Here is a 19,818-nt window from a genome sequence, read left to right as displayed (position 1 = left end):
CGCAAGTTAAGAGAGTATGATTTGAACTATCAGATGATCACCACCAACGATGGCCTTCGCGCCGTCTGCGACGCGGCAAGCGCGGTTTCCGCCATCGCGCTGGATACGGAATTTGTCCGTACTCGTACCTACTACCCGCAGCTCGGTCTGCTCCAGCTGTTCGACGGCAGCCAGGTTTCGCTGATTGACCCGCTGGTCATCACCGACTGGGAACCGATGCGTGAACTGCTGCTGAATAAAGATGTGACCAAATTTCTGCACGCCGGCAGTGAAGATCTGGAAGTATTCCTCAATGCTTTTCATTTGATGCCGCAGCCGCTGATCGACACGCAAATTCTCGCCGCTTTTTGCGGCCGCCCGATGTCGTGGGGCTTTGCGTCGATGGTGGAAGAGTTTACCGGCGTGGCGCTGGACAAGAGCGAGTCCCGCACCGACTGGCTGGCGCGCCCGCTGACCGAACGCCAGTGCATTTATGCTGCCGCCGACGTCTGGTACCTGCTGCCGATTGCCGGAAAGCTGATGGCTGAAACCGACAGCGCAGGCTGGCTCTCCGCCGCCCTGGATGAATGTCAGCTGATGCAGCAGCGGCGTCAGGAGATTCAGGATCCCGCCGAGGCGTGGCGCGATATCGGTAATGCCTGGCAGCTGCGTACTCGTCAGCTGGGCTGCCTGCAGCTGCTGGCGGAGTGGCGTCTGCGCAAAGCGCGCGAGCGCGACCTGGCCGTCAACTTTGTGATCCGGGAAGAGCATTTGTGGAACGTGGCGCGCTATATGCCCACCAGCCTCGGGGAGCTTGACAGCCTCGGACTCTCGGGCAGCGAAATTCGTTTCCACGGCAAGACGCTGATCGGCCTCGTCGAGAAAGCGCAGGCGCTGCCGGAAGAGGCGCTGCCAGAGCCGCTGCAGAACCTGATCGACATGCCGGGCTACCGCAAGCTGTTTAAGGATATTAAAGCGCTTGTGCAGACCGTGAGCGCCGAGAAGGGCGTCAGCGCGGAGCTGCTGGCCTCAAGAAGACAGATTAACCAGCTGCTGAACTGGCACTGGGGGCTTAAAAACGGCAACGGGCAGCCTGAACTGGTTTCCGGCTGGCGCGGAGAATTGATGGCCGATCGCCTGAATGCGCTATTGAGCGACTACCCGCGCTAGCGCCGAACGGCATAGTGAAAAACCGGCTTCGCGCAGCGTTGCCGGTTTTTTTATACCTTCAGGCTCAGGACTTCGACTCTTCAGTTTCCGGCAGGGTCACGTTCAGCTCCAGAATCGAAATATCACCGTCCCTCTGCTCCAGCTGTACGCTGACCATTTCCGGGTCGATTTGCACATACTTGCAAATCACTTCGAGAATGTCTTTGCGCAGCTGCGGAAGATAGTGCGGTTCAGCGTCGCCGCGGCGGCGCTCCGCGACGATAATTTGCAGGCGCTCTTTCGCAATGTTGGCCGTGTTCTTTTTCCGCGAGAGAAAAAAGTCGAGTAATGCCATAATTTATCCTCCGAACAGGCGTTTGAGGAAACCTTTCTTCTCTTCTTCTACGAAGCGGAAAGGGCGTTCTTCTCCGAGCAGACGTTCAACGGTATCGGCATAGGCTTTACCCGCATCCGAGGCGTCATCCAGAATAACCGGTTCGCCCTGGTTAGACGCGCGCAGCACGGACTGATCTTCCGGAATCACGCCCACCAGATTGATGCGCAGAATTTCCAGCACGTCTTCCATGCTCAGCATGTCACCTTTGTTCACGCGGCCTGGGTTATAGCGCGTCAGCAGCAGATGCTCTTTAATCGGATCTTCGCCCCTTTCCGCGCGGCGGGATTTGGAGGCCAGGATGCCAAGGATACGGTCGGAGTCGCGAACGGAGGAGACTTCCGGGTTGGTGGTGATGATGGCTTCATCAGCGAAGTACAGCGCCATCAGCGCACCGGTTTCGATGCCTGCAGGGGAGTCACAGACGATAAAATCAAAATCCATTTTTTTCAGTTCTTCGAGAACTTTGTCTACGCCTTCGCGGGTCAGGGCGTCTTTGTCACGCGTCTGGGAGGCCGGAAGGATGTAGAGGTTCTCCGTGCGCTTGTCTTTAATCAGCGCCTGGTTCAACGTGGCATCGCCCTGGATGACGTTGACGAAGTCATAAACGACCCGGCGTTCACAGCCCATGATCAGATCGAGGTTACGCAGGCCGATGTCGAAGTCGATAACGACCGTTTTCTTTCCCTTCTGGGCCAAACCAGTAGCGATGGCCGCGCTGGAGGTGGTCTTGCCAACGCCTCCTTTACCCGAAGTCACAACAATAATGCGTGCCATAGAAATTCCTTGTTAAAAAGGGATTAATTCAACGATTGAATCGTCAAAGCGCTGTCGTCTAAACGTAGACGGGCCGCTTTGCCATAAAATTCGGCCGGAATGTTATCACTCAGCCAGTATTCCCCGGCGATGGAAACCAGTTCCGCCGAGAGGTTGCTGCAAAATATTTGGGCGTCTCTGTCGCCGCCGGCGCCGGCAAGCGCACGTCCCCGCATCATGCCATATACATGGATATTACCATCGGCAATAAGTTCAGCCCCGGCACTCACATGGTTTGTAACAATTAGATCACAGTGTGGCGCATAAATACGCTGACCGGAACGTACCGGCTGATCGATCAAGCGCGTTTTTGTGATCTGATTAACAGCTGGCGGCGGGGCAACGGGTTCTGGCGCGGCCTGACGGGTAATTTTTTCTTTCCCTTCGGTTAATAAAGGGATCCCGGCGCGGTCAATTTCGGTTTTCAGCCGAGGAAGTTTACATCCGCTTACGCCCATAATACGCAGGCCGGTGGCCGCGATAGCCTCATGAAGAGGGCGCCAGTCGACGTCATCTTCAATGCTGCTGATATTCACCACCACGGGGGCATGACGTAAAAAGGCGGGAGCCTGGGCGATTTTGTCTTCTAACGCCTGACGAATAACCTCGGGATTTGCATCGTGCAAATGAATCACAGATAAGGTGAAGCTACTGCCCTTAAGTTCGATTGGCGTATTTGACATCCTGGCCTTACTCAATTTGCTGTTTATCACTCGCTGAAGTGCGGTGATATTCCGAAGACTAAAAGGCATGTTATAGTCACTCATATATAGAGGCAAGTGACCACAGGTCTAATTCCGAGTAAAACTATGTTTTGTGTGATCTATCGAAGTACTAAACGTGAGCAAACCTATTTATATGTCGAAAAAAAGGACGATTTCTCCCGCGTTCCTGACGAATTAATGTATAGCTTCGGTACGCCCAAACTGGCAATGATTTTACCGCTCGATGGGCGAAAAAAACTCATCCACGCCGATTTGGATAAAGTGAAACAGGCGCTGGCCGATCAGGGCTATTACCTTCAGCTCCCTCCTCCGTCTGAAAATTTACTCAAGAAACACCTGGCGGAACAGGGGAATAAATCTGATTAACCCACAGAGGGAAAACAATGTACCAACATCATAACTGGCAGGGTGCGCTACTGGATTATCCGGTAAGCAAAGTGGTGTGCGTGGGCAGCAACTACGCAAAACACATCAAGGAGATGGGCAGTGCGACGCCGGAAGAGCCGGTGCTGTTTATTAAACCTGAGACGGCGCTATGCGACATCCGCCAGCCGTTGGTGCTTCCTGAGGGGCTGGGGTCGGTGCACCACGAGGTTGAGCTGGCGGTGCTGATTGGCGGCACGCTGCGTCAGGCGACGGACGATCATGTGCTCAAAGCCATCGCCGGCTATGGCGTGGCGCTGGACCTCACCCTGCGCGATCTGCAGGGCAAAATGAAAAAAGCCGGGCAGCCGTGGGAAAAGGCGAAAGGCTTTGATAACTCCTGCCCGATTTCGGGGTTTATTCCCGCCGGCGAATTTCACGGCGACGCGCAGAATACGCCGCTGAGCCTGAAGGTAAACGGCGAGGTGCGCCAGCAGGGCACGACGGCCGACATGGTTCATAAAATTGTGCCGCTGATCGCCTATATGTCGCGCTTCTTCACCCTGAAAGCCGGTGATGTGGTGCTGACCGGCACCCCGGAAGGCGTGGGGCCGCTCGCCAGCGGCGACGAGCTGGAAGTCGGTTTTAACGGGTTTTCGCTGACCACCCGCGTGCTGTAACGACCGCTTGCCGCCTTCTCCGGGCGGCAAAACTTGCATCGGCGTGCCAGACTGGTTATAAGGTGCACCCTGAACTGCAATGACGGACATCCCAATGAGCGAACAACCTTTCTGGCAACACAAAACACTGGATGAAATGAGCGATGCGGAGTGGGAATCACTTTGCGACGGCTGCGGACAGTGCTGCCTGCATAAGCTGATGGATGAGGATACCGACGAAATCTACTTCACCAACGTCGCCTGCCGTCAGCTTAATATCAAAACCTGCCAGTGCCGTAACTATGAGCGCCGTTTCGAATATGAACCGGACTGCATTAAGCTCACCCGCGACAACCTGCCTACGTTTGAATGGCTGCCGCCGACCTGCGCCTATCGTCTGCTGGCGGAAGGTCAACCGCTGCCGCACTGGCACCCGCTGTTAACCGGTTCGAAGGCGGCGATGCATGGCGAACGCATCTCGGTTCGCCATATTGCTGTGAAAGAATCCACGGTGGTTGACTGGCAGGATCATATCCTGAACAAACCAGACTGGGCGCAGTAGGCGCTCAGTTAGCCTTTCTTCGCGTGAAATAGCCCGCTTTCACCGTCGGCGTCATCTGCAACCCAAAAGTTAATATTGAACTGCGCGTCGTCGCTAAGCTCAATGCGGTGCCAGTACTGCGGCGGGCTGGTCGCGAACTGTCCGGCGTTGATAACGACCTTTGCTTCAGGCTCTGTCGCCTGTTCGTCGGCGAAACCATAATAGGTTACCGTACCTTCCATCACGCAAAGCTGGCCGAAAACACCCGCAGCGGTGTTGTGGTGCGTCAGCAGAGCGGCAGGGACGTTCTGTTTGGTAAAGAATGGGGTGGAGCGTTTTACCTTCCAGCTAGCGGGAATACGCAAATGAGACATCATGTGCTCCTTAGTTAACATCGATAAGTTGCATTTAATATGCAACTTTATGTGACCGACGTCAACGTGCAGGCAAAAAAAACGCTCCCGGAGGAGCGCTTTATCAGCAATCGTTCTTAGCGACCAAACAGATCGCGCTTTTTAGGTTTAAACGGCTGTGCGATAAGCACCAGCGCGCCGACAACCAGATAGGCGGCGAAGATCCCGACCAGCCACTGCGGCATTTCCAGCGTCAGGAATTCCCACTGGCGTACGGAGCAGTCACCGGTTGCGACAAATACCTGAGGCAGCCATTTATCCAGCGGCAGCCACGTGGGGAAACGAGCGGCGAAATCGCAGGTCTGGAAGGGGGAAGGGTGAAGCTGAATCATGGTGTGTTCCCATGCCAGCTGCAGCCCGCGCAGGGCGCTGTAGAGCCAGATAATAATCGCCACATAGCGCAGAGGCGATTTTGGCGCGATGGCGCCGACAATACCGGCACCCATAATGCCAAAAAGCGCGCAGCGTTCGTAAATACAGAGTACGCAGGGTTGCAGCAGCATGACGTGCTGGAACCACAAAGCAACCAATTCAAGAACAAACGCGGTAAGCGCCATCAGGAGCCAGGCACCGCGTCCCCTTGAGCACTGGTTTAAATATCGCAACATAATCATTTCCCTGGAACATGCTAAATCATGGCAGTGTAAACGAAAACCGAAGCGACGCCAGCAGCTAGTCTGAAAATATTACGTAAGCGAATATGGAATACCCGGATTTTTGATCCGGGTATTGCTTTTTACTTCAGCAGCTGAGGCGTCACCAGCCAACCCTGCTCCAGCATCCACTGGGTCGCCGGCATCAAGGTAAACTCGACGCACGCCAGGCCCACCAGGGTCAGGACGAGAGTATACGGCAGCGCCATCCACACCATACGGCCATAGGAGAGGCGAATCAGCGGGGCCAGCGCGGAGGTGAGCAGGAACAGAAACGCGGCCTGACCGTTCGGCGTGGCGACGGATGGCAGGTTAGTACCGGTATTAATGGCCACCGCCAGCAGCTCAAACTGCGGCAGGCCGATCGTCCCATGCTCCAGGGCCGTCTTCACTTCGTTGATGTACACGGTGCCGACGAAGACGTTATCCGAAATCGACGATAGCAGGCCGTTAAACAGATAGAACAGCGATAGCTGGGCGTGCGGCGAGGCCTGGAGAACAAATTCGATCACCGGGGCAAACAGGTGCTGATCGATGATCACCGCCACGACGGCAAAAAAGACCGTCAGCAGCGCGGTAAACGGCAGCGCTTCGGTAAACGCTTTGCCGATGGCGTGTTCATCGGTGACGCCGGAAAAAGTCGTTGCCAGAATGATGACCGACAGGCCAATCAGGCCGACTTCCGCCAGATGCAGCGCCAGCGCGACGATCAGCCAGACGCCAATAACCCCCTGGGCGATAAGACGCAGGCGATCCTGACGGCTGCGGCTCTGACGGCTACGATCGTCGAAATCCTGTAGCACTTTGCGCACCGTAGGCGGCAGCGGTTCGCCGTAGCCAAACAGGCGGAATTTCTCCAGCAGCAGGCAGGTGAGCAGGCCGCATACCAGCACCGGTAAGCTTACCGGCAGCATGCGTATGAAGAATTCACCGAAGTGCCAGCCCGCGGCTTTGGCAATAATCAGGTTCTGCGGTTCGCCGACCATCGTCATTACGCCGCCGAGCGCGGTGCCGACCCCGGCGTGCATCATCAGGCTGCGCAAGAAGCCGCGAAACTGCTCCAGAACATCGCGATAGTGCTGCTCGATATGGCTGTCGTCGAGCATGTTGTCATCGTCCGGCCGCGCCGAAGCGGCTTTGTGATAAATACCGTAGAAGCCAACGGCTACGCTGATCACGACGGCGACAACGGTCAACGCGTCGAGGAAGGCGGAGAGGAAAGCGGACGCGACGCAAAACGCCAGCGACAGCAGCATCTTGCTGCGAATGCCGAGCAGCAAACGGGTGAAGATGAACAGCAGCAGCTGCTTCATGAAGTAGATACCCGCCACCATAAACATCAGCAGCAGCAGGACTTCAAGATTACTGGCCACTTCTTCGCGAATATGCCCGGGCGTGGTCATACCGATAAATACCGCTTCAATAGCCAGCAGGCCGCCCGGCAGCAGCGGATAACATTTAAGCGCCATCGCCAGGGTGAAGATAAATTCGATAACCAGCAGCCATCCGGCAATAAACGGATGAAGATAAAAGACCAGCGGATTAACGATCAGGAAAATGATGAGAGTGAGTTTGTACCAGTCCGGGGACTGACCAAGAAAGTTGCGCCACAGGGCGCGGCCATACGACATTTCCACGACAGACATCCTTTCTCCGTCAAATTCTGAAACATGATTTTATGCGTAACTATACGCAAGATTACCAGTTGCGCAAAACGAGACGCAACTTTCTTCGCATCACGTTCTTTAGCCACAGAAAGTGTGAAATGAAAAGTTGAAAATGAAACGGCGATCCCTTTTTAATTACTTTCTGGCGCTATCTGCCTTATGGCCGCTCTGGTATGATGAGTCGAATAGCAACGCTGTGTAATGGAAATCTTATTATGGTCATTAAGGCGCAAAGCCCTGCGGGTTTCGCTGAAGAGTACATCATTGAAAGTATCTGGAATAACCGCTTCCCTCCTGGTTCAATTCTTCCCGCTGAACGTGAACTTTCTGAACTGATTGGTGTTACCCGTACAACCTTACGTGAAGTGTTGCAGCGTCTGGCCCGCGATGGCTGGTTAACCATTCAGCACGGTAAGCCTACCAAAGTGAACAACTTCTGGGAAACGTCAGGTCTGAATATTCTCGAAACCCTCGCGCGTCTCGATCACGACAGCGTTCCGCAGCTGATTGATAATCTGCTGTCCGTGCGTACCAATATTTCGACTATTTTTATCCGCACCGCTTTCCGTCAGCACCCGGATAAGGCGCTGGAGGTTCTGGCGAGCGCGCGTGAAATTGAAGACCACGCCGATGCGTTTGCCGAGCTGGATTATAATATCTTCCGCGGTCTGGCCTTTGCTTCAGGTAACCCCATCTACGGCCTGATCCTCAACGGGATGAAAGGTCTGTACACCCGCATAGGTCGTCACTATTTTGCCAACCCGGAAGCGCGTAGCCTGGCGCTCGGCTTCTATCATCAGCTGGCGAAAGTATGTGAAGAAGGGCTTCATGAACAGGTTTATGAAATCGTTCGCCGCTACGGGCATGACAGCGGGGAGATTTGGCATCGTATGCAGAAGAATTTGCCGGGTGACCTGGCGATTAATATGCGCTAGACCCCGCCCACGAATAAACAACGCCCGGTGCTGTCACCGGGCGTTTTGCTTTATACGCGCTACAGCGGATTGGGCCGCGGCGGCGTACGTTCCAGCAGCTCAACGCTACCATCGGCGTTTTGCTGCTCCAGAAGAACGTCAAATCCCCACAGGCGGTGGACGTGCTTCAGCACCTCGCGGCGTCCTTTATCCAGCGGCACGCGGTTGTGCGGCACGTAGCGCAGGGTGAGCGAACGGTCGCCGCGCAGATCCACATTCCATACCTGAATGTTCGGCTCGAGGTTGCTCAGGTTGTACTGCGCTGAAAGCTTCGAACGAATCTCACGATATCCCTCTTCATTATGAATGGCGGATATTTCCAGATAGTTGTTGTGATCGTCATCGAGCACGGTAAAGAAGCGGAAATCGCGCATGATTTTCGGCGACAGGAACTGGCTGATAAAGCTTTCATCCTTGAAATCGCGCATGGCGAAGTGCAAGGTTTCGAGCCAGTCGGATCCGGCAATATCCGGGAACCAGTACCTGTCCTCTTCCGTCGGCGACTGACAAATACGTTTGATATCCTGGAACATGGCGAAACCCAGCGCATAGGGGTTAATGCCGCTATACCACTGGCTGTTATAGGGCGGCTGGAACACCACGTTGGTGTGGCTGTGCAGAAACTCCAGCATAAAGCGCTCGGTGACTTTTCCTTCATCATAAAGATGATTCAGGATGGTGTAGTGCCAGAAGGTCGCCCAGCCTTCGTTCATCACCTGAGTCTGCTTCTGTGGATAAAAATACTGGCTGACCTTACGCACGATACGCAGGATCTCACGCTGCCATGGCTCCAGCAGGGGCGCGTTTTTCTCCATAAAGTAGAGCAGGTTTTCCTGCGGCTCAGAGGGATAGCGGCGCGCCGCTTCAATGGTCTTTTCCTCTTCGCGCTTCGGCAGGGTGCGCCACAGCATATTCACCTGGCTTTGCAGATACTCTTCCCGGCTTTTTTGCCGCGCTTTTTCCTCCTGCAGCGAGATTTTCTGCGGGCGTTTATAGCGGTCAACGCCGTAGTTCATCAAGGCGTGGCAGGAGTCGAGCAGCTTCTCGACTTCATCAACGCCGTAGCGCTCTTCACATTCGGTGATGTATTTACGCGCGAAGATGAGATAGTCGATGATGGAGCTGGCGTCGGTCCAGCTGCGAAAGAGGTAGTTATTTTTGAAAAACGAGTTGTGCCCGTAGCAGGCGTGCGCCATCACCAGCGCCTGCATGGTGATGGTGTTCTCTTCCATCAAATAGGCGATACAGGGGTTGGAGTTAATGACGATTTCATAGGCCAGCCCCTGTTGCCCGTGCTTATAGGCCTGTTCGGTCTCAATGAATTTTTTACCAAACGACCAGTGCGGATAGTTAATCGGCATCCCGACGCTGGAGTAGGCATCCATCATCTGTTCGGAAGTAATGACTTCGATTTGGTGCGGATAGGTGTCAAGACGATACAGCTTCGCCACCCGATCGACTTCTGCCAGATAGGTCTCCAGCAGCTCAAAAGTCCAGTCGGGTCCATCGCTTAAACGGGTTGTGTCCTTGTTCATGGAATCAATCGTAGCCATTAGCGCGCCCTCGTTGTTGATGGTTCTCTCTGTACGGAAAACCTCTTAACAAGCATAGAACACGGCGTCGCAAACTGCGTGCATCCGCATTTTCTTTTCTTCGCGATTTCACAATCTTAAAGGCGTTGTTTTACGGTTTAAACAGGATTTTATTCTGTAGAAAAATGAGGCGCAGCAGGAGATGGTAAACCGACGGGGGCAGTGCTGGCGCAGAACCCTGTGAGATAAGTCACCATAAATAAAGCGTATGTTGAATAATATTTTCATCTGAGTTATCAATTTGTAATCAGATGATTGTTCTTTAACGATTACGGAGCCGCTATGCGCGTCGTCATACTGGGAAGTGGGGTAGTTGGAGTCGCTAGCGCCTGGTACTTAAGCCAGGCAGGACATGAAGTGACGGTTATCGATCGTCAGCCGGGGCCAGCCGAAGAGACCAGCGCCGCTAACGCCGGGCAGATCTCTCCCGGCTACGCTGCGCCGTGGGCGGCGCCGGGAGTACCGTTGAAGGCGATTAAGTGGATGTTCCAGCGCCACGCGCCGCTGGCTATCGGGCTGGATGGCACGCCGTTCCAGCTGAAATGGATGTGGCAGATGCTGCGCAACTGCGACACTCGCCACTATATGGAAAACAAAGGGCGTATGGTGCGCCTGGCGGAGTACAGCCGCGACTGCCTGAAGGCGCTGCGCGAGAGCACCGGTATCCAGTATGAAGGCCGGCAGGGCGGCACGCTGCAGCTTTTCCGCACCGACAAGCAGTTCGAAAACGCGACCCGCGATATCGCGGTACTGCAGGAGGCGGGCGTGCCTTACCAGCTGCTGGAGGCAAACCGCCTGCTGGACGTTGAACCGGCGCTGGCGGAAGTGAGCCATAAACTGACGGGCGGTTTACGTTTACCTAATGATGAAACCGGCGACTGCCAGCTTTTCACCACGCGTCTGGCCCTGATGGCGGAACAGGCGGGCGTGACTTTCCGTTTTAATACACCGGTGGATGAACTGCTCTATGAAGGGGATCTCATCTCCGGCGTGAAGTGCGGCGCTGAAATCATCAAAGCCGACGCTTACGTGATGGCATTCGGATCATATTCGACGGCCATGCTGAAAGGGCTGGTGGATATTCCGGTCTACCCGCTGAAAGGCTATTCGCTAACGATTCCGATCGTGGAAGAAGACGGCGCGCCGGTTTCGACTATCCTTGATGAAACCTACAAAATCGCCATCACCCGTTTCGACAGGCGTATTCGCGTTGGCGGAATGGCGGAAATTGTTGGATTTAATAAAGAACTGCTGCAGCCGCGGCGTGAAACCCTGGAGATGGTGGTGCGCGATCTGTTCCCGCGCGGCGGCCACGTTGAACAGGCAACCTTCTGGACCGGACTGCGTCCGATGACCCCGGACGGTACGCCGGTGGTGGGCCGCACGGCGTATAAAAATCTGTGGCTCAACACCGGCCACGGCACGCTGGGATGGACCATGGCCTGCGGTTCAGGCCAGCTGATCAGCGATCTGATCTCCGGGCGTACGCCGGCGATCCCGTATGACGATCTTGCCGTCGCCCGCTACGGCCGCGGCTTTACGCCGGCCCGCGCTCAGCATCTGCATGGCGTTCACAATTAACAAGGAGCTTTCATGTCTCGTCCTGTAAAGGCCAGCATTGATATGTCAGCCTTACGCCAGAATCAACACATTGTTCGCCGCGCGGCGCCCGGCTCGCGCCTGTGGGCGGTGGTCAAAGCCAATGCTTATGGCCACGGCCTGGCAAGGGTCTGGAACGCGCTTAGCGCCGCGGACGGTTTCGCGATGCTCAATCTTGAAGAGGCGATCCTGCTGCGCGAGCTCGGCTGGAAAGGGCCGATACTGATGCTGGAAGGTTTCTTCAATGCCGATGAGCTGGCGCTGTTTGATAAATACCGATTGACTACCAGCGTGCACAGTAACTGGCAAATCAAGGCGCTGCAGCAGGCGAAGCTGCACGCGCCCCTCGATATTTACGTCAAGGTGAATAGCGGGATGAATCGGCTGGGTTTTATGCCGGACCGTTTGCACATCGTCTGGCAGCAGCTGCGAGCGCTCGGTAACGTCAGCGAAATGACGTTAATGTCGCATTTCGCCGAAGCGGAAAACCCGGACGGCATTGTCGAGCCGATGCGGCGCATTGAGCAGGCGGCGGAAGGGCTGGATTGCCCGCGCTCGCTGGCGAACTCGGCGGCAACCTTGTGGCATCCGGAGTCGCATTTTAACTGGGTGAGGCCGGGGATCGTGCTGTACGGCGCCTCGCCTTCCGGCCTGTGGCAGGACGTGGCCAACACCGGGCTGAAACCGGTGATGACGCTAAGCAGCGAAATTATTGCCGTACAGAACCTGAAAGCCGGTGAAGCGGTCGGCTACGGCGCAACCTGGCGCACGGCGGAGGAGCGGCGTATCGGCATCGTTGCCTGCGGCTATGCCGATGGCTATCCGCGGCTGGCGCCGAGCGGTACGCCGGTGCTGGTTGACGGCGTACGCACCGTGACGGTCGGGCGCATCTCAATGGATATGCTGGCCGTGGATTTGACCCCATGCCCGCAGGCAGGGATCGGCGCGCCGGTTGAGCTGTGGGGCAAAGAGATCAAAATTGACGATGTCGCGGCCGCCTGCGGCACCGTCGGATATGAATTAATGTGCGCGCTCGCGCCGCGCGTACCGGTTGTGACGGTGTAACTTAGCCTGAGGCGGATCACTCCGCCTCATCTTCCGCCATCCGTACGCCGACCCGCAGTACGTGATCCTCTTCTTTTTCCGCCACCGTCCACACCATCCCGGCAAATTCCACCTGGTCGCCGACCACCGGCGCGGCGCCTAACAGGTGCTGTATGACGTCACCCAGCGACTGCTGGCGATCGCGAAACTCTTCTCCCCCGTCAATGCCGTAAATCTGCGCGACGTCGGCGAATCTGGCACTGGCATCGAGAATAAAATCACCGAAGAAGCGCTGATCCAGCGCCACCGGCGGCGACTGGCTGAACAGTTTACCCAGCGCGGGCAGGTCGCGCTCGCGGCCAATCACGCAGAGAATATCGCCTTCCAGCAGTCGGGTACTGCCGGTAGGGTGCAGGAGTACGTTGTCGCGAAACAGCGCGGCAATCCGCGTCTCCGGCGGCATATGCAGGTCGCGCAGCGCCGCGCCGACGCACCATTTTTCGGCGCTAAGCTGGTACACGAACTGCTCCCACGGGTTTTCCGGATGGATATCCAGCCCGACGCGGGAGATGGGCGAGCCGACCGGCGGCACCACCACTTTGGCTTTCTTCGCCGCCCAGGAGAGCGAGGTCCCCTGTAACAGCAGCGAGACCAGCACCACGAAGAAGGCCACGTTAAAGAACAACCGCGCATTCTCCAGGCCCGCCATCATCGGGAAGACGGCGAGAATAATCGGCACCGCGCCGCGCAGGCCCACCCAGCTGATAAATATCCGCTCGCGCAGGTTGAAGCCGCGAAACGGCAGCAGACCGGCAAACACCGACAGCGGACGGGCGATAAAGATCATCCACATCGACAGAATGAGCGCCGGGATGGCGATAGGCCACAGGTCGGACGGGGTGACCAGCAGGCCGAGCACCAGGAACATGGCGATCTGCGCCAGCCACGCCAGGCCGTCGAAGTTTTGCAGGATACCGTGGCGGTTGCGAATCGGCCGGTTGCCGAGCAGGAATCCGCACAGGTAGACCGCGAGGATGCCGCTGCCGTCCAGCGAGGTGGTGGCGGCGAAAATCATGATCCCGCCGCTCAGCGCCAGCAGAGGATAAAGCCCGGCCGGCAGCACAATGCGGTTAATCATCTGCAGCAGCAGATAGCCGCCGCCGAGGCCGATAGCGATACCCAACCCGAACTGCTGCACGATATGCACCGCGAACATCCAGCTCAGGCCGGTCTCGTGCTGCTGAATCATCTCGATAAGGGTAATGGTCAGGAACACCGCCATCGGATCGTTGCTGCCGGATTCAATTTCCAGCGTCGAGCCGACACGTTCGTTCAGCCCTTTACCGCCGAGGAGTGAGAACACCGCCGCGGCATCGGTTGAGCCGACGATAGCGCCGATCAGCAGCCCTTCAATCAGGTTGAGATGAAACAGCCAGGCCGCCATCAGTCCGGTCAGGGCCGAGGTGATCAGCACCCCGACCGTGGCGAGCGAGAGGGCGGGCCACAGCGCCACGCGAAAAGAGCTGGCCTGAGTGCGCATCCCGCCGTCAAGCAGGATAACCGCCAGCGCCAGGTTGCTCACCATGTAGGCGAAAGGGTAGTTGTCAAACGGAATGCCGCCGATACCGTCAATGCCCGCCAGCATCCCAATCGCCAGGAAGATAACCAGAATCGGGATACCGAGGCGTGAGGAAAAGGAACTTAATAAAATACTACAGGTTACTAAAACAGAACCCAGGATAAACAGACTGATGACCGCAGCGGCGTCCAATGTTGACGTACTCCTTACCGGCGTGAAGATAAATTAAAAACTACACCATTTTAACAATCTGACGCCGATCGGGATATGCGTTAGAGGAATTTTTATTCCGCCAGAACCGGGTGGCCGCTGATGCTTAACGTGGTGATGGATGCGTTGTTGACCAGCAACGCTCTGGCGCCAAGCGGCAGGGTGACCGTACGCTGCTCGTGACCGAAATCCAGGCCGCTGATGACCGGAATGTTAAGCTGCTGGCGAAGGTAGTCGTATACCATCGGCAGATCGTATCCGGCATCGTAGTCGTTGGCGTTTGCGCCGGTAAAACTGCCGAGGATAATCGCCCGCTGACGCGCGAGAATACCGCTGTTGAGTAGCTGTAATAGCATGCGTTCGACGCGGAACGGGTGTTCGTTAATATCTTCCACCACCAGAATTCCGTCGCTAATCTGCGGCATCCACGGAGTGCCGATAAGCGAAGTCAGCATCGCCAGGTTGCCGCCCCACAGCGTGCCGTCGGCGCGACAGTCCGGGCCTTCACCGTGCCATTCGAGCGTAAACGCCGGGTTGCGCAGCGCCTGCCAGAAATGGTGCTCGGTAAATTCGTTCAGCGTTTCAGCGCCGAAGTTTCCCGCCAGCATCGGCCCGCTAAAAGTGATTATGCTACCCTTTGCCAGCAGCCCCAGCTGGATGGCGGTGAAATCGCTGTGGCCGCAAATAAGCAGCGGATCCTGCTGCTGGCGCGCGATCAGCGCCTGCCAGTCAATCTGCGGCAGCAGGCGAGTTGCGCCGTAGCCGCCGCGTACCGCCAGCACGATGCGGTTTATACCGGCGAGGGCGGCGAGCTGGTTGATATCGGCAAGGCGTTCATTCTCAGTTCCGGCAAAGCGCAGCGCCCGGCGGGGAATGACTTCCTGGTGCGCGACCTGGTGCCCGGCCTCCTGCAGACGCTGCACGCCGCGATACGCCGCCTCCTGGTTGATGCAGTAACCGGAAGGGGCGACGAGATAAAACTGAGACATGACAATTCCTTGCTAAGAATGAAAGGGTTATCATGCCGCCTGGAGCGTTTATTGTCATCTCCGTGCGGCAAACTTCAGCCAATAAGGATAGATGTGTGAAATTGAGATGGTGTGTTTTTTTATGTGTATTGTTGGCCGGTTGTAGTTCAAAACACGATTATCGTAACCCGCCATGGAACCCGGAAGTCCCGGTTAAGCGGGCGATGCAGTGGATGCCAATCAGCGAAAAAGCCGGTGCGGCGTGGGGCGTCGATCCCCAGCTGATTACCGCCATCATCGCCATTGAGTCCGGCGGTAACCCGACGGTGGTCAGCAAATCCGGCGCGGTTGGCCTGATGCAGCTGAAGCCCTCGACCTCCGGTCGCGATGTTTACCGGCGGATGGGCTGGAGCGGGGATCCTTCGGTGAGCGAGCTGAAGAATCCCGAGCGCAATATTTCGATGGGGGCGGCCTACCTCAGCATCCTCGAAAACGGTCCGCTGGCGGGGATTAAAGACCCGCAGGTGATGCGCTATGCGGTGGTGGTGTCCTATGCCAACGGCGCGGGCGCGCTGCTGCGGACGTTCTCGTCCAATCGCCAGGATGCGATTGAAGAGATTAACGATATGGACGCCGATGATTTCTTTGAGCACGTGGTGAAAAAGCACCCGGCACCGCAGGCGCCGCGCTATATCTGGAAGCTGCAGAAGGCGCTGGACGCCATGTAAAGGGCGCTCCCCGCAGGCTCAGCTTGCCGGGGAGCCATCGGCCCGGCCGATTCTGGAACTGCACATTGATAAAGACGCGCGGCGGGCCCCCGCCGCGCGGAGGTTTACGGCGCGACTTTTTTCTCCTCTACCGCAGCCGGCTGCTGAGCGGCAGGCTGCGCCGAGACGTCCGCCGCTTTGCCGTTGTCGTCATTCGCCGCCGGGCGCGCGGTGGGGACGGAGTCACACGGCTTCTCTTTCGGACACACCAGGTCCAGCATCTTCAGGGTGACGCCGTTGGTCCAGCCAAAGCCGTCCTGTAGCGGATACTCTCCGCCACCGCCGCCTGTTCCGGTCGAGCTGACATCATATTTTTCCACCAGCTTCTGTTCGCTGTTGTAGGTGTGCTGAACGTTGCTGAGGAACCGCCAGCTCACCTCCATTGCGATTTTCTGCTGGCCATACTTTTGCAGGCCTTCAGCGGCAACCCACTGCAGCGGCGCCCAGCCGTTCGGCGCATCCCACTGCTGGCCGCTATTGACGGTCGTGGTGGTCAGGCCGCCGGGCTTGAGCAGTCGCGCTTCGGTGGCGGCGGCGACCTTCGCGGCGCGTTCGCTGGAGGCGGCGTTGACGTACAGCGGGAACAGCGCCGCGGCGGTCAGCTGATTGCGCACCTTATGACTTTTCAGATCGTAATCGGCGTACCAGCCCTCTTTATCGTTCCACAGATATTTCTCCAGCGCTTTCTGACGGGCGTTGGCTAATGCGTCATACTGCGCGGATTTAGCGCTATCCCCTGCCGCTTTACTGGCGCGGGCGATGGTTTTTTCCATGTGGAACATCAGCGAGTTCAGATCGACCGGAACAATCGAGGTGGTGCGGATGGTGCCGAGCTGCTGCGGGTTATCCATCCAGCGGGAGCTGAAGTCCCAGCCGGATGCCGCGGCGGAGCGCAGATCGCGGTAGATTTCAGTGGCCGGGCGGTTGGGATTGTTTTTGGCGGTTGTGACGTCGTCCAGCCAGGATTCCGGACGCGGCGTGTCGTTATCGTCCCAGTAGCGGTTGAGCAGGGCGCCGTCGGCCATTCGCACCACGCGCTTACTGGCGCTGCCGGGCTCAAGCGCCTCAGCGCCATCCATCCAGTACTGGTACTCTTTCTCCATCTGCGGCAGCCATTTTTTGAGCGCCTCATCGCCCTCGTGCGTGGCCAGCAGTTCAACCATAAACGGGAAGAACGGCGGCTGCGAGCGGCTCAGATAGTAGGTGCGGTTGCCGTTGGGAATATGGCCCCAGGCGTCGATCTCCGCGGCGAAGTTGGTCACCATATCTTCAATTTTATCCCAGTGGCCGCTCTCAGCGAGACCGAGCATGGTGAAGTAGCTGTCCCAGTAATAGACTTCGCGAAAGCGTCCGCCGGGCACCACGTAGGGCTTTGGCAGCGGCAGCAGCGAATCCCATTTTTCGACGTCGACGGTACTGCGGGTCAGTACGGGCCATAATCCGTTGATATGCTGGCGCAGCGTTTGTCCTTTTGGCGGAACGTACTGGTCGTTTTCGCGAGGCAGGGTAAAGTTGAGTTCGACGAAGTGCCGCAAATCAAAGCTGGTCTGGCTTTTCTGCATACGATAATCGGCAAGGATCATCAGCGGGTCGCCGTTCGGAATGGCGTCAGCAAACGTTTTCTGGTCAGAAAAAAGTTTCGCGCTTTGCACATCGTTAAATAGCGGACCGAGCAGGATATCGGGTGATTGCGGGGTGGGACGGGTTTCTTCAGCCTGAGCCGTCAACGTCGCCAGGGCGACAAACGCGCCCCCTAGCGCCAGACGAAGAGCAAAAGGCAGGGTAGCGGGGCGACGGGAAACGGGACTCGTCATAGATTGTTCTCCTTATCATTGCAGACTATGTGCCACTGCATTCGGCCATCAGAAAACCTTAGACGAATATCCGCCGCTGCGCGTGTCCGAGGTAACATTTTAAGTGAAAACAGAGTATTTACCGGGCACTGCTCTGTTCCGCACCGACAAAATATTGGCGGTTAAAACAGCGCTGTCTTGTAGGGTACTTCGGGGGATATTTTCGCTGAATATCTGGCAATTGATAAAAAACATAATCCGCGAATAAGAAAAATAAATAGACAAGCGGCATGGTATTCCTATATGGCATTTTTATCTGCTCATCCCTGTCGCCTGAAAAAAGTTAGCGAAGTATTAAAACATGTGATCTGCCAAACAAAAAAACGGGTTCTAATACCATTGAAGGCTGACAGGATCACATAAATAAAAAAACATAAATAATTAATAAAAAAACATAATGGCATCTGTAGGAGAGAAAAGTAAAAAATGCAGACATTACAGAAACCGGTTTCATTTTTTCGTAAAGGAGTGATGTATGTCTGCTGGCGACAAAATTTCTGTCAGAGAAAAAGTAGGTTACAGCCTGGGGGACGCAGCGAGCCATATTGTATTTGACTCCTCCGTTGCCATCTTAGCCTACTTCTATACCGATATTTATGGTCTACCGCCCGCCGTGATGGGGACGATGTTTTTGCTGGTTCGTCTGCTGGATGCGATTACCGATCCGATTATGGGGGCGATTGCGGATGCCACCTCAACCCGCTGGGGGCGCTTCCGTCCGTGGCTGCTGGCTATCTGCGTACCTTTTGCCGTGAGCTGCGTGCTGGTTTACTCCATACCGTCTTTCTCCGACTCGGGGAAAGTGGTTTATGCGGTTGCGGCATATATATTTATGACATTGATGTACACCGCCATTAATATTCCTTACTGCTCACTGGGTGCGGCGCTGACTTCCGATCCGCGTGAAAGCCTCTCTCTGCAATCCTGGCGTTTTGCCATCACGCCGATTGGCGGCGCGCTGGGTACCGCGTTTATTTTACCGCTGGCCGATCTTCTTTATCCTGGCGATCGGGCGACGGGTATTCAGGTCTCCATGGCGATATTTGGCGTTATCGGCTGCCTGATGTTTGTCGTCTGTTTCGCGACCACTAAAGAGCGCGTCCAGCCGATCAAAGAAGAAAATCTGAATATTGCCCGCGATGTGAAAATTCTTTTCCGCAACGATCAGTGGCGTATTCTCTCCGTTTACAACTTTATGATGCTGGTTGCCGTGGTGATTCGCGGCGGGGCGGTGGTATATTACGTCAATAGCGTGCTGAATAAAGGTGCGGACGTTATTACAATATTCATGCTCGGCGGGATGTTTGCCTCCATGCTGGGTTCGGTGCTGGCAAAACCGTTTGGTACGCGTTTCTGTAAGGTCAGACTCTCTTTCTGGATAAATCTCGTCACCGCTGCGCTGGGCGTCGTATGCTTTATGGTGCCGGTACAATATTGGGTGCTGGTGCTCGGCGTGCATATTCTGATCTCTATTATTCAGGGCGGCAACGGCGCGCTGCAGTGGTCGATGATTACCGACGTGAATAACTATGGTGAATGGAAAACCCAGCGTCGTATCACTGGAATGAACGTCGCGGCGAATATTTTTGTGATTAAGCTCGGCGTAGCCGTTGGTGGTGCGATTCTTGGATGGGTGCTGGCTTACTACCATTACGCGGCTAACACCACGGTGCAACCAGCCTCTGCGGTACATGGCGTAGTGCTATTGTTCACCCTGGTACCGTCAATTTTCTATGTTCTTACCGCAGTCTCTATTAAATTCTATGGCTTAACAGAAAATAGAATGAATGGCATTGTTGATGATTTGAAAAAAGGAACTTTTGCCGAGTCCTGAAAATAACAGAATAACACTTGTGGCGTTGTGAATTCATCT

19 protein-coding genes are annotated in these 19,818 nt (G+C 55.9%); 9 read left to right on the top strand and 10 right to left on the bottom strand.

The window, feature by feature from the left end; all coding sequences use genetic code 11:
• The first annotated feature begins 33 nt into the window (after positions 1 to 33).
• Positions 34 to 1,149, top strand: a complete 1,116-nt coding sequence (gene rnd / locus ABLV30_RS22040) for a ribonuclease D (protein ID WP_004852003.1) — start codon at positions 34 to 36, stop codon at positions 1,147 to 1,149.
• A gap of 64 nt (positions 1,150 to 1,213) precedes the next feature.
• Here rnd and minE read toward each other — a convergent pair whose 3' ends face one another.
• From minE to minC, 3 genes are read right to left on the bottom strand one after another with little or no spacing between them, the layout of a single operon-like run.
• A complete protein-coding gene (gene minE, locus ABLV30_RS22035; protein WP_002910902.1) occupies positions 1,214 to 1,483 on the bottom strand; it encodes a cell division topological specificity factor MinE in 270 nt (89 codons plus the stop codon).
• 3 nt (positions 1,484 to 1,486) lie between these two features.
• Positions 1,487 to 2,299 (bottom strand): septum site-determining protein MinD, encoded by an 813-nt coding sequence (gene minD, locus ABLV30_RS22030; protein WP_004103267.1) that lies wholly within the window; start codon positions 2,297 to 2,299, stop codon positions 1,487 to 1,489.
• Positions 2,300 to 2,322: 23 nt separating this feature from the next.
• Positions 2,323 to 3,021, bottom strand: coding sequence for a septum site-determining protein MinC (gene minC, locus ABLV30_RS22025; RefSeq protein ID WP_004852000.1), 699 nt, complete (start codon positions 3,019 to 3,021; stop codon positions 2,323 to 2,325).
• A 126-nt stretch (positions 3,022 to 3,147) separates the two neighbouring features.
• Here minC and ABLV30_RS22020 point away from each other — a divergent pair, with 126 nt between their 5' ends.
• From ABLV30_RS22020 to ABLV30_RS22010, 3 genes are all read left to right on the top strand, one after another.
• Positions 3,148 to 3,429: a YcgL domain-containing protein gene (locus tag ABLV30_RS22020; protein ID WP_004138522.1), complete on the top strand. Its 282-nt coding sequence runs from the start codon at positions 3,148 to 3,150 to the stop codon at positions 3,427 to 3,429.
• Positions 3,430 to 3,446: 17 nt separating this feature from the next.
• Complete coding sequence (locus tag ABLV30_RS22015) at positions 3,447 to 4,106, top strand: fumarylacetoacetate hydrolase family protein (protein WP_348865674.1); 660 nt, start codon at positions 3,447 to 3,449, stop codon at positions 4,104 to 4,106.
• Between the two features lie 94 nt (positions 4,107 to 4,200).
• The gene (locus tag ABLV30_RS22010) at positions 4,201 to 4,647 is read left to right on the top strand and encodes a YcgN family cysteine cluster protein (RefSeq protein WP_004851995.1); all 447 of its coding nucleotides are present in this window, start codon (positions 4,201 to 4,203) and stop codon (positions 4,645 to 4,647) included.
• Positions 4,648 to 4,655: 8 nt separating this feature from the next.
• Here the strand turns inward: ABLV30_RS22010 and ABLV30_RS22005 are convergent, their stop codons facing one another.
• The 3 genes from ABLV30_RS22005 to nhaB all read right to left on the bottom strand — a co-directional run bounded on the left by ABLV30_RS22005 (position 4,656) and on the right by nhaB (position 7,329).
• Entirely contained in the window at positions 4,656 to 5,000 is a 345-nt protein-coding gene (locus ABLV30_RS22005; RefSeq protein WP_004103255.1) for a DUF1971 domain-containing protein, read from the bottom strand.
• Positions 5,001 to 5,116: 116 nt separating this feature from the next.
• Complete coding sequence (dsbB, locus tag ABLV30_RS22000) at positions 5,117 to 5,647, bottom strand: disulfide bond formation protein DsbB (protein WP_014229804.1); 531 nt, start codon at positions 5,645 to 5,647, stop codon at positions 5,117 to 5,119.
• A 128-nt stretch (positions 5,648 to 5,775) separates the two neighbouring features.
• Entirely contained in the window at positions 5,776 to 7,329 is a 1,554-nt protein-coding gene (gene nhaB / locus ABLV30_RS21995; RefSeq protein WP_025106151.1) for a sodium/proton antiporter NhaB, read from the bottom strand.
• A 245-nt stretch (positions 7,330 to 7,574) separates the two neighbouring features.
• On the opposite strand from nhaB, the gene fadR reads away from it, so the two are divergent.
• Complete coding sequence (fadR, locus tag ABLV30_RS21990; RefSeq protein ID WP_004851987.1) at positions 7,575 to 8,294, top strand: fatty acid metabolism transcriptional regulator FadR; 720 nt, start codon at positions 7,575 to 7,577, stop codon at positions 8,292 to 8,294.
• 59 nt (positions 8,295 to 8,353) lie between these two features.
• Here fadR and ABLV30_RS21985 read toward each other — a convergent pair whose 3' ends face one another.
• A complete protein-coding gene (locus tag ABLV30_RS21985) occupies positions 8,354 to 9,886 on the bottom strand; it encodes a SpoVR family protein (protein ID WP_004138526.1) in 1,533 nt (510 codons plus the stop codon).
• A gap of 321 nt (positions 9,887 to 10,207) precedes the next feature.
• Between ABLV30_RS21985 and ABLV30_RS21980 the strand changes: the two genes are divergently transcribed.
• Positions 10,208 to 11,506: a D-amino acid dehydrogenase gene (locus tag ABLV30_RS21980; protein ID WP_348865673.1), complete on the top strand. Its 1,299-nt coding sequence runs from the start codon at positions 10,208 to 10,210 to the stop codon at positions 11,504 to 11,506.
• Between the two features lie 12 nt (positions 11,507 to 11,518).
• Positions 11,519 to 12,589 carry a catabolic alanine racemase DadX gene (dadX, locus tag ABLV30_RS21975; RefSeq protein ID WP_049083853.1) on the top strand — a complete coding sequence of 357 codons (1,071 nt, stop codon included), beginning with the start codon at positions 11,519 to 11,521 and terminating at the stop codon, positions 12,587 to 12,589.
• A 16-nt stretch (positions 12,590 to 12,605) separates the two neighbouring features.
• Here the strand turns inward: dadX and ABLV30_RS21970 are convergent, their stop codons facing one another.
• Together ABLV30_RS21970 and ldcA are read right to left on the bottom strand one after the other, a co-directional pair.
• The gene (locus tag ABLV30_RS21970) at positions 12,606 to 14,339 is read right to left on the bottom strand and encodes a potassium/proton antiporter (RefSeq protein ID WP_004851981.1); all 1,734 of its coding nucleotides are present in this window, start codon (positions 14,337 to 14,339) and stop codon (positions 12,606 to 12,608) included.
• Positions 14,340 to 14,431: 92 nt separating this feature from the next.
• Positions 14,432 to 15,346, bottom strand: a complete 915-nt coding sequence (gene ldcA / locus ABLV30_RS21965) for a muramoyltetrapeptide carboxypeptidase (RefSeq protein WP_025106153.1) — start codon at positions 15,344 to 15,346, stop codon at positions 14,432 to 14,434.
• 95 nt (positions 15,347 to 15,441) lie between these two features.
• Here ldcA and emtA point away from each other — a divergent pair, with 95 nt between their 5' ends.
• Positions 15,442 to 16,053 (top strand): membrane-bound lytic murein transglycosylase EmtA, encoded by a 612-nt coding sequence (gene emtA / locus ABLV30_RS21960; RefSeq protein ID WP_009651970.1) that lies wholly within the window; start codon positions 15,442 to 15,444, stop codon positions 16,051 to 16,053.
• Between the two features lie 104 nt (positions 16,054 to 16,157).
• Here emtA and ABLV30_RS21955 read toward each other — a convergent pair whose 3' ends face one another.
• Positions 16,158 to 17,906, bottom strand: a complete 1,749-nt coding sequence (locus ABLV30_RS21955; protein ID WP_025106154.1) for an alpha,alpha-trehalase — start codon at positions 17,904 to 17,906, stop codon at positions 16,158 to 16,160.
• 514 nt (positions 17,907 to 18,420) lie between these two features.
• Here ABLV30_RS21955 and ABLV30_RS21950 point away from each other — a divergent pair.
• Positions 18,421 to 19,779 carry a glycoside-pentoside-hexuronide (GPH):cation symporter gene (locus tag ABLV30_RS21950; RefSeq protein WP_025106155.1) on the top strand — a complete coding sequence of 453 codons (1,359 nt, stop codon included), beginning with the start codon at positions 18,421 to 18,423 and terminating at the stop codon, positions 19,777 to 19,779.
• Positions 19,780 to 19,818 lie beyond the last annotated feature (39 nt).

Source organism: Klebsiella sp. CN_Kp113 (assembly GCF_040064585.1).
Lineage (GTDB): Bacteria > Pseudomonadota > Gammaproteobacteria > Enterobacterales > Enterobacteriaceae > Klebsiella > Klebsiella michiganensis.
This window is presented reverse-complemented; position numbering and strand designations above follow the sequence as displayed.

What these genes read in the sequence shown, in the direction of transcription:
- dsbB (WP_014229804.1), bottom strand. Translation starts at nt 5,647, where the DNA reads ATGTTGCGATATTTAAACCAGTGCTCAAGGGGACGCGGTGCCTGGCTC.
- rnd (WP_004852003.1), top strand. Translation starts at nt 34, where the DNA reads ATGATCACCACCAACGATGGCCTTCGCGCCGTCTGCGACGCGGCAAGC.
- minC (WP_004852000.1), bottom strand. Translation starts at nt 3,021, where the DNA reads ATGTCAAATACGCCAATCGAACTTAAGGGCAGTAGCTTCACCTTATCT.
- fadR (WP_004851987.1), top strand. Translation starts at nt 7,575, where the DNA reads ATGGTCATTAAGGCGCAAAGCCCTGCGGGTTTCGCTGAAGAGTACATC.
- ldcA (WP_025106153.1), bottom strand. Translation starts at nt 15,346, where the DNA reads ATGTCTCAGTTTTATCTCGTCGCCCCTTCCGGTTACTGCATCAACCAG.
- minE (WP_002910902.1), bottom strand. Translation starts at nt 1,483, where the DNA reads ATGGCATTACTCGACTTTTTTCTCTCGCGGAAAAAGAACACGGCCAAC.
- dadX (WP_049083853.1), top strand. Translation starts at nt 11,519, where the DNA reads ATGTCTCGTCCTGTAAAGGCCAGCATTGATATGTCAGCCTTACGCCAG.
- ABLV30_RS22005 (WP_004103255.1), bottom strand. Translation starts at nt 5,000, where the DNA reads ATGTCTCATTTGCGTATTCCCGCTAGCTGGAAGGTAAAACGCTCCACC.
- ABLV30_RS21980 (WP_348865673.1), top strand. Translation starts at nt 10,208, where the DNA reads ATGCGCGTCGTCATACTGGGAAGTGGGGTAGTTGGAGTCGCTAGCGCC.
- ABLV30_RS22015 (WP_348865674.1), top strand. Translation starts at nt 3,447, where the DNA reads ATGTACCAACATCATAACTGGCAGGGTGCGCTACTGGATTATCCGGTA.
- ABLV30_RS21950 (WP_025106155.1), top strand. Translation starts at nt 18,421, where the DNA reads ATGTCTGCTGGCGACAAAATTTCTGTCAGAGAAAAAGTAGGTTACAGC.
- ABLV30_RS22010 (WP_004851995.1), top strand. Translation starts at nt 4,201, where the DNA reads ATGAGCGAACAACCTTTCTGGCAACACAAAACACTGGATGAAATGAGC.
- minD (WP_004103267.1), bottom strand. Translation starts at nt 2,299, where the DNA reads ATGGCACGCATTATTGTTGTGACTTCGGGTAAAGGAGGCGTTGGCAAG.
- ABLV30_RS21955 (WP_025106154.1), bottom strand. Translation starts at nt 17,906, where the DNA reads ATGACGAGTCCCGTTTCCCGTCGCCCCGCTACCCTGCCTTTTGCTCTT.
- ABLV30_RS21985 (WP_004138526.1), bottom strand. Translation starts at nt 9,886, where the DNA reads ATGGCTACGATTGATTCCATGAACAAGGACACAACCCGTTTAAGCGAT.
- ABLV30_RS22020 (WP_004138522.1), top strand. Translation starts at nt 3,148, where the DNA reads ATGTTTTGTGTGATCTATCGAAGTACTAAACGTGAGCAAACCTATTTA.